At 35.1% G+C, this 7,065-nt stretch carries 7 protein-coding genes; 6 read left to right on the top strand and 1 reads right to left on the bottom strand.

The window, feature by feature from the left end:
* Positions 1-308: NAD(P)/FAD-dependent oxidoreductase (locus tag AC1W31_RS19875; protein ID WP_481736244.1), on the top strand; the 308-nt coding region annotated here is incomplete at its 5' end.
* Positions 309-469: 161 nt separating this feature from the next.
* Entirely contained in the window at positions 470-2,872 is a 2,403-nt protein-coding gene (locus AC1W31_RS19870; RefSeq protein ID WP_481736243.1) for a TonB-dependent receptor, read from the top strand.
* Positions 2,873-2,921: 49 nt separating this feature from the next.
* On the opposite strand, the gene AC1W31_RS19865 is transcribed toward AC1W31_RS19870, so the two are convergent.
* On the bottom strand, positions 2,922-3,248 hold the full coding sequence (locus AC1W31_RS19865; protein WP_481736242.1) for a tetratricopeptide repeat protein: 327 nt from the start codon (positions 3,246-3,248) through the stop codon (positions 2,922-2,924).
* A 137-nt stretch (positions 3,249-3,385) separates the two neighbouring features.
* Here AC1W31_RS19865 and AC1W31_RS19860 point away from each other — a divergent pair, with 137 nt between their 5' ends.
* From AC1W31_RS19860 to AC1W31_RS19845, 4 genes are all read left to right on the top strand, one after another.
* The gene (locus AC1W31_RS19860) at positions 3,386-4,120 is read left to right on the top strand and encodes an electron transfer flavoprotein subunit beta/FixA family protein (RefSeq protein WP_481736241.1); all 735 of its coding nucleotides are present in this window, start codon (positions 3,386-3,388) and stop codon (positions 4,118-4,120) included.
* Positions 4,121-4,195: 75 nt separating this feature from the next.
* A complete protein-coding gene (locus AC1W31_RS19855; protein WP_481736240.1) occupies positions 4,196-5,158 on the top strand; it encodes an electron transfer flavoprotein subunit alpha/FixB family protein in 963 nt (320 codons plus the stop codon).
* A gap of 144 nt (positions 5,159-5,302) precedes the next feature.
* Entirely contained in the window at positions 5,303-5,893 is a 591-nt protein-coding gene (locus AC1W31_RS19850; protein WP_481736239.1) for a bifunctional nuclease family protein, read from the top strand.
* Between the two features lie 171 nt (positions 5,894-6,064).
* A complete protein-coding gene (locus AC1W31_RS19845; protein WP_481736238.1) occupies positions 6,065-6,946 on the top strand; it encodes a cell division protein FtsX in 882 nt (293 codons plus the stop codon).
* Positions 6,947-7,065 lie beyond the last annotated feature (119 nt).

Genomic DNA, 7,065 nt, shown 5'->3' with positions numbered 1-7,065 from the left:
GCTTTTGTGAATTATCAGAAATTGATGAAAATCTCCGCTGGATTGATTTAACTGTAAAACATACGAATAAACTGATTGAAAACTTAATGAATTCATCACAGAAAGTACAAGGAAAAACTACTTTCAAAGAAGAATTTGTCACCTGTGGAGGAATAGATTTATCGGAAATTAACCCCGAAACAATGGAAAGTAAAATGATAAAAGGCTTGTTTTTTGCAGGAGAAGTGCTTGATATTGATGCAGTTACGGGTGGTTATAACTTTCAGGCCGCTTGGACGACGGGATATGTGGCTGGTAAAAATATGTAAACCGATTCTCCAAAATCGGGCATATATGAAAACAAAATTTGCCATGAATCGGCTGAAATTAAGGTTAAAATAGATTCTTTATGATTTTTAATGCAACAATATTGCATTAATGAGTAAGAGTTTTTATATTTGCAACGTTATTGCATTTAAAAACCCAAAATATGAAAAACATTTTCATCAATCTATTAATCCTTATCGGAGTAGTCAGCACTGCCAAAGCTCAAAATTCTTTTTCTGGTACTGTTAAAGACACTCAAACTAAAGAGCCAATTATTGGGGCATCAATTTATATTAGCGACCTAAAAAAAGGAGTTTCGACAGATACAAACGGACATTTTAAAATCGAAAATATCAAAGCGGGAAATTACCTTTTGGAAATAAGTTCTATCGGATATAAGTCTATAATTGAGCGAGTTAATGTAATTAAAAACGCCGAAATTAATTATTTATTAAATCCTTCAACAAAGGAATTAACCGAAGTGGTGGTTACGGGCGTGACTCGCTCAACTGAATTGAAATTAAGTCCAATTGTCATCAAAGCAATTGATAAAAATTCCCTCAATCAAAATAGTTCTACCAATCTGATTGATGCACTCAAAAATATACCAGGGGTTAGTCAAATCACCACTGGTGCATCCATTTCTAAACCCGTTATTAGAGGTCTGGGCTATAATCGAGTCATTGCTTTGTACAACGGCATTCGTCAAGAAGGACAGCAATGGGGCGATGAACATGGCATTGAAATTGATGAAAATGATATTGACCGCATCGAAATTGTAAAAGGACCAGGCAGTTTAATGTACGGTTCGGATGGCATTGCGGGCGTTTTGAATTTTATCTCTCCTAAAGCGCCACCTGTGGGTAAAATTGCGACGCAACTAATCTCAAATTATCAAACCAATAATAATTTATTTGCCTATTCATTCTCGAATGCAGGTAATAAAAATGACTTTCAATGGTTAGCCAGATTAACCAATAAAAATGCGGGTAATTATCAAAATGCTTATGATGGGAAAGTCTATAATTCTGGTTTTCAAGATCTTGATGGGAGTTTATTTGTAGGAATTAATAAAAATTGGGGGCATTCACATCTGCATTTTAATACTTTTAATACAACGGTGAATCTCGTGGAAGGCGAAAGAGATAGTCTCGGAAGGTTTATTTTTATAACGCAAAACGGAACTGAAAAAGTAGCGACAACTCAAGATTTATCGGGTTCTCAAATCGGATTCCCGCATCAACAAATTAACCATTTGCGATTACTTACTAATAATTATTTCCTCTTAAAAACTGGGACGTTAAACGTTGATTTAGGATTTCAGAATAATAAACGAAGAGAATTTGGCGATGCCACAAAACCACAAGATGTAGCCCTATTCTTTGATTTAAGCACTTTTAACTACAATCTACGCTATAATCTTGCTGAAATGAATGGCTGGGAAACGTCGGTGGGATTGGGTGGAATGTATCAATATAATAAAAATAAAGGCTTAGAATTTATCATTCCTGAGTATAATTTATTTGATGTCGGCGGATTTATTTTTACCCAAAAGACTTTCAATCAAAAACTCACGTTAGCGGGTGGAATTCGTTACGATAATCGAAATATAAATAGCCATGCCTTGTACTTAGATGAAAATGAAAAGCCCACAGAATATCCAAATACAAATAGTAGTTTGAAGTTCAAAAATTTTAATAAAACCTTTCATGCTTTCTCGGGAAGTTTGGGATTATCTCTTCAAATGAGTAAAATTTCAACGCTAAAATTGAACCTTTCCAGAGGATTTAGAACCCCAAATATTGCTGAATTATCATCGAATGGACGACACGAAGGTACTTTTAGGTATGAAATTGGGAATCAGAATTTAAAATCCGAACTCAGCCACCAGATTGACCTCGCTTATTTTCTCAACTCCGACCATATTTCGTTTGAACTTACGCCATTTGTTAATTTCATATCTAATTTTATCTATGCCGCAAAATTAGAAAGTAGGGCAGGGGGAGACAGTATTCCTGATATTTTAGAACCCGCTCCCGCTTATCAATTTGTGCAACGTAATGCAACGCTTTTGGGTGGCGAATTATTTGTAGATCTGCATCCACATCCGCTTGATTGGCTACATATTGGCAATTCATTTTCGTACGTACAAGCAACGCAAAATAACCAGACAGATAGCACAAAATATCTCCCATTTATTCCCGCTGCCAAATACAGAGGAGAACTAAAAGCTGAATTCAAGAAGTTTGGGAATGTTTTGACCAATATTTATGTAAAATTGGGTATTGACCATTTTTTTAAACAAAACCAAATTTTTAGTGCTTATAATACTGAAACGGCAACGCCCGCCTACACATTATTAGGCATTGGCGTAGGTGCTAATGTTAAAATGTTTAAGAAAAATGATTTTATGAAAATTTTCCTCAATGCCGATAATCTCATGGACATAGCGTATCAAAACCATTTGAGCCGACTGAAGTATGCTCCACAAAACCCTTTGACGGGAAGAAATGGCGTTTATAATATGGGGAGGAATTTTAGTTTTAAGGTTATTTTAACCATGTAAACTTTTACTAATGCATCGGATTTTACTTAATCCGATGCAGCAGGTTAGGTTAATTATCCTCCAACTCATCCAATAACATCTGATAAGCACCCTTCAACTCCTTCAAAGTCTTTTCATTGCCAATTTTGTCAGCTAATGCTATTCCCGCAAGGTACGTTTCATCAGCTAATTCATGCTGGCCCAATTCCACATACAAAGCTCCTAAATGATAGTAAGTAGCTAAATAACCAGCATGATTTTTTAGTAAATATTCAAAAATCTGCCTTGATTCAGTTTTGTTGAATTTTAATAATTCAGTCGCCAAAGCATAATGGTTAAACGGGTCTTGTGGTTCTTCTGCCACAAATTGTCTAAGTATTTCTAATCTGTTGTTCATTAAAATATTTATTTTATTAAAATTAGTATGCTTGCATACTAATTTTAAAACTTTTCGTTAATATTGCAGGAAAATTTGTAATTTTATTACGGTTTAAATCTAATTACACATTGAACAAATGTGAAAAATAAATTATCATGAAAATTTTAGTTTGCGTAACGAGTGTCCCTGATACCACAGCGAAAATATCGTTTACTGACGGAGATACCAAATTTAATAAAGCTGGGATAACTTTTATCACAGGTCCTTATGATGATTATGCACTCTCTCGTGCGGTAGAATTGAAGGAACAGATGGGTGGAACGGTTACCGTTTTGAACGTTGGAGAGGCTGATTCTGAGCAAGTTATCCGTAAATGTCTTGCCATTGGTGCCGACGATGCCATTCGGATAAACTGTGAGCCAAAAGATTCTTATTTTACGGCGGTACAAATTGCTACAATTGCTGCTCAGGAGAAATACGACTTGATTTTGATGGGGCGTGAATCAATTGATTATAACAGCGGGGTTGTTCACGGATTGGTAGGAGAGATGTTGGGAATCCCTTCTTTGTCACCCGTGATGAAATTAGAAATTGATGGAACAGTTGCGAAAATAACTCGTGAAATTGAAGGGGGAAAAGAAGATATTGAAGCCTCATTGCCTTTAGTTTTAGGTTGTCAAGAACCGATTGCCGAATGGAAAATACCAAATATGCGGGGAATTATGACGGCAAGAACCAAACCACTAAGAGTTGTAGAACCCGTAGGAGAAGACATGACTTTTACTGAAAAATATATGTTACCCGCTCCAAAAGGTGCTTGCAAAATGATTCTCGCCGAAAATGCGGAGGAGTTGATAGCTTTATTAAGAAGCGAAGCTAAGGTTTTATAATGCAATATTTAACAATTTTGTAAATTATCAGAGTTTAAAACGCACAATTCAGAACTCACAACTCACAACTAAATTATGTCAGTCTTAATATTCACAGAAATAGATAATGGAGCGTTGAAAAAATCATCGCTCGAAGCCGTTTATTATGGTTCGGAAGTCGCCAAAATGAAAGGGACAACTGCCACCGTTTTAGCTATCGGAACAGCCACAGATGACGAATTGGCAAAAGCAGGTAACTTTGGCGCTTCCAAGGTGCTTCACGCAAATGATTCTCGGCTTGCGTTGGGTAACATCCAAGCCTACTCTGATGTATTGTCATCAGCGGTAGCCCAAGAGGGTGCCACGACTATTATTTTGGCCATGTCATCCTTAGGAAATGCAGTTGCAGCCAGAGTTGCGGCAAAATTGAAGGCTTCCATCGTTTCTAACGTAACGGAATTGCCTGATTTTTCAAATGGCGTTAAAGTAACTCGCAGTATTTACACTGGTAAAGCCTTTGCAATAGTTGAAATGAAAGGGGATAAACAAATTATTGCAGTAAAGAAAAATGCTGTTTCCGTAGTAGAATCAACGAGTTTAGCAACGATTGAAGTATTTACGCCAACGTTGAAAGATGCTGATTTTGCGGTAAAAGTTACGGGAAGTCACAAAGCAACAGGGGCAATTTCTTTACCAGAAGCTGATTTAGTAGTCTCAGCAGGACGTGGGTTGAAAGGACCAGAAAATTGGAAAATCGTAGAAGATTTAGCCAATGCTTTGGGGGCTGCTACCGCCTGTTCAAAACCAGTTTCTGATTTAGATTGGAGACCTCACCACGAGCACGTTGGACAAACCGGAATTAAAATTTCTCCAAATTTATATATTGCCGCAGGTATTTCAGGAGCAATTCAGCATTTGGCAGGAGTCAATTCTTCAAAAGTAATTGTAGTAATTAATAAAGATCCAGAAGCTCCCTTTTTTAAAGCCGCCGATTATGGCATTGTGGGAGATGTTTTTGATATATTACCAAGATTGACAAAGGCTGTTAAGGCTCTGTAATCCCAAAGAATAAAACACAGATGCTTCGATTGTGAAGCATCTGCCTAATCTGCGTTCCAATTTTATACACAAGAAAACTTTTTTAAAAAATTTAAGGTTTATATCTTTGTAAGTAATATTTATAAATCAGAGAATAACCAGAAGGTGGAGAAAATTAAATTAGAAATATTAGGACTATCACCAAGCTCATCACAAACGGGCTCGTTTGCATTAGTCCTTGGTGAAGAATACGGCCCAAGACGTTTACCGATTATTATCGGAATGTTTGAGGCACAAGCGATAGCAATTGAAATTGAAAAGATTGAACCTAATCGTCCAATGACGCATGATTTGTTTAAATCTTTCGCACGTACTTTTCATTACTCGGTTAGCGAAATTTCAATTACAGATATTAAAGAAGGTGTATTTTTTGCCAAAATCCATTGTTCTGATGGTATTAAGGAGACTTTTGTGGATGCACGTCCCTCTGATGCGATTGCGATAGGTTTGCGTTTTAATGTTCCGATTTACACGTACGAAAACGTTTTATCAGAAGCGGGAATTTCTATCAATGAATCTTCAAAAGATGATTTGATGGAAGATTTTGAAGACGATGTGAAACCTCAGAAATCATTTGGAGAATTATTAAAAGAAAATCCAGTTGAGGTATTAAATACGATGCTTAAAGAAGCATTAGCGAACGAGGAATACGAAAAGGCAGCAAAAATTCGTGACGAAATAGATCGAAGAAATTAACATACTTTGAAGAAAGTCAGCTTGAAAGCTGGCTTTTTTTGTTAAAAAGCGTTAAGAATATTTTAGAAGAAATAAAAAATGCTATTTTTGCTTAGTCAATTAACTGTTTTAGTTATTTTAAATTTACCTTTATATTTTAAAAAGTGAACCATGAATTTCAACTAATTGGCTATGTCAAAAATTAAAAAATTAGGAAGTACTCCCAACGCAATGGTTATCGTTAGTTTAACAATTGCATTATTCTTAATTGGACTTTGTGGCTTATTGACGCTCAACGCCCGCAAGTTGGCAGAATTGGTTAAGCAAAATGTGGAGGTGCAAGTCTATTTAGATAATGATTTGACAACCACGAAGTTAGATTCAATTTTTAAAGTAATTGCTTCCAAGAATTTTGTATTAAAAAAAGAAAATTCACCGCAAATAAATTTTATTTCTAAAGAAGTAGCTGCCAAACAATTTATTCAAGAATCTGGGGAAGATTATCGTAAATTATTAGGTAATAACAATCCATTATTCAATTTATACTCTGTAAAAATTAAGGAAGAATTTTTTAATGAAGTAAATCTGAAAGAAATTAAGGCTGATTTGGAAACAATTTCGGGGGTTCATGAAGCTTCTTACGTGGAAAATTTTGTGGATGAGGTCAATAAAAATATATCTAAAATTTATTTAATTCTCTCCGTTTTCGTCATATTCTTACTGGCCATTATCGTCATTTTAGTAAATAATACCATAAAATTATCACTTTATTCACAAAGGTTTTTGATTAGAAGTATGCAATTGGTTGGAGCCACAAATACCTTTATTCGTAAGCCTTTTGTTATTAAAGGGGCTTTACAAGGACTCATTAGTGGTTTAGTGGCTTCTACTTTACTAATTGTGTTACAACAATTAGCAGTTCAACAAATTGAAGGATTGGGAATTTTGCAAGAAACAAGTAAATTGATAGTACTCTTAATTGGAATTTTAATCATTGGAACGTTGATTGGTATTTTAAGTACTTTTCAGTCAGTGGAACGGTATTTGAAGTTATCACTCGAAGAATTATATTGATTAACAGGTTCAACGCATTTAAAAGTACAATAAAACTGCTTGGAAAAATACAAATTGAGCTTATTTTGGATAATGAAAAAAGATTCAATTTAAGATAAAACCTAAAAATGAAGTATTTA

This window comes from Arcicella sp. (assembly GCF_964672035.1).
Note: the sequence above shows the minus strand (reverse complement) of the source record. Positions and strands in the feature narration are given on the sequence as shown.